This window comes from Pseudomonas sp. S60, from assembly GCF_016647865.1.
GTDB lineage: Bacteria > Pseudomonadota > Gammaproteobacteria > Pseudomonadales > Pseudomonadaceae > Aquipseudomonas > Aquipseudomonas parafulva.
The window spans coordinates 1-2,233 of the sequence record NZ_JACVVH010000098.1; the positions used below are offsets into that span (position 1 = coordinate 1).

The window sequence follows — 2,233 nt, forward strand, 5'->3', positions numbered from 1 at the left end:
GTCAAACGGCCAAGTCATCACCGTTGAAGCAGGCAAGACTCAAGGCAGCATCGATTTCCAGACCCCGGCGAACGATGTGTACAACAACGGCTCGACCGTCAGCGTAACGATCAAGGACGCCACCGGTGGCAACTTCGAACAGCTAAACGCAAGTCCGACCCCGGCTGTTACCACGATCAATGACAGCATCGATACGGTCACTGTCAGCATCGTCAGCAATGGCAATGTGACCGAAGACCAGCAGCCGTCCTTCACCGTAAAAGTCAGCCAAGCTCTGGATCGCCCGCTCACCGTTACTCTGTCGAACGGGGACAAGGTCACTATCGAAGCGGGCAAAACCGAAGTCGTGTACAAGACTGAGGCTCAAGGTGATGATGTCATCAAAGACCCAGGCTCCGTCACGGTGGGTATCGCTGACGCTAGTGTCCCTGGTGCAACGTTCGAGCACCTGGTCATCGGTAACCCAGCCACTGTTCAGATTGCCGATACCATTAGTGAAGTCGTTGCAACGCTGACCGTCGATAAGGCGACTGTTACCGAAGGTGGGCAGGTCACCTACACCGTCACGTTGAGCAATGCCCAAGGTCTGTCCGTAACCCAGCACGGCGCACTTACCTTCACCCTCACCGACGGCACGAAGGTGGTTATCCCGGCTAACAGTGCGTCCGGTAGCGCCACTATTACGGTTGCTGACGATGTCTATGTAGGTGGCCAGCCTGCGTTGGCTAACAAACTCGAGGCAGTCTCAGGGGGCGAGAACTTCGAGAAACTCACACTGAGCGGCGATACTGTCACTACCAGTGTGACAGATGAACCAGGCTCTGGTACTCCTGGTACAGGCAACCAAGGTGATCTGGTGTTGGTCACTATCACCGCTGACCAGACTTCCGTTGCTGAAAACGTCAAGCCGACGTTCACCGTACAAATCAACACGGCCCTGGCCCACGACCTGGTCGTGACCCTGAGCAACAACGCCCAGGTCACCATCAAGGCTGGCCAGACCAGTGCCTCATATGAGCACCCTGCGCAAGGCGATGACGTTTATAAGGACTCGGGTGAAATCAGCCTGGGTATCAAGTCGGCTGCAGACATCGACGGTCGTACCTTCGAGAATCTGCAACTGGGCGGTAACGCGTCCGTTAAGGTCACTGACACTATCGACGAAGTCGTAGCCAAACTGACCGCTACCTCTTCCGTGACCGAAGGCGGCGAAATCACCTACACCGTGACGCTGACCAATAAAGACGGTCTGCCGATCAACAACCACGCTGAGCTGTATTTCCACCTGAAAGATGGCACCACTGTTGTAGTGCCGGCTAACAGCACCGTGGGTTCGGCCACTGCCATCGCCCCAGACAACGTCTATGTTGGCACTAACCCTGCGGTCGAGAACTCCATTGAATCGGTCAGCGGCGCAGATGCGTGGAAATTCGAACAACTGACCCTGGATAAAACTCCGGTCAGCACCACTGTCACCGACGAGCCAGGTTCAGGGACGCCAGGCACTGGCAACCAGGGCGATATCGTCAAGGTTACTATCACTGCCGATCAGGATTCGGTCGCTGAGAACGTCAAACCGACGTTCACTGTGCACGTAAACACCGCCTTGGCCCACGACCTGGTCGTGACCCTGAGCAATAACGCTCAGGTCACCATCAAGGCTGGCCAGACCAGTGCCTCGTATGAGCACGCTGCGCAAGGCGATGACGTTTATAAGGACTCGGGTGAAATCAGCCTGGGTATCAAGGCGGCTGCAGACATCGACGGTCGTACCTTCGAGAACCTGCAACTGGGCGGTAACGCGTCCGTTAAAGTCACCGACACCATCGACGAAGTCGTAGCCAAGTTGACCGCTACCTCTTCCGTGACCGAAGGCGGCGAAATCACCTATACCGTGACGCTGACCAATAAAGACGGTCTGCCGATCAACAACCACGCCGAGCTGTATTTCCACCTGAAAGATGGCACCACTGTTGTAGTGCCGGCTAACAGCACCGTGGGTACCGCTACCACTACCGCGCCGGACAACGTCTATGTCGGTACAAATCCGGCGGTAGAAAACGCCATTGACTCGGTCAGTGGCGCTGATGCTTGGAAGTTCGAGCAACTGACCCTGGATAAAACTCCGGTCAGCACGGCTGTCACCGATGAACCAGGCTCGGGTACCCCAGGCACGGGCAATCAAGGCGATCTGGTGCAGGTGACTATCACCGCCGACCAAACTTCGGTCGCC

The 2,233-nt window shown here is 56.4% G+C and carries 1 protein-coding gene; it reads left to right on the forward strand.

The features are described 5' to 3' along the window. Nucleotides 1–2,233: dolichyl-diphosphooligosaccharide--protein glycosyltransferase subunit 2 (locus tag IAE33_RS24315; protein WP_236407407.1), on the forward strand; the 2,233-nt coding region annotated here is incomplete at both ends.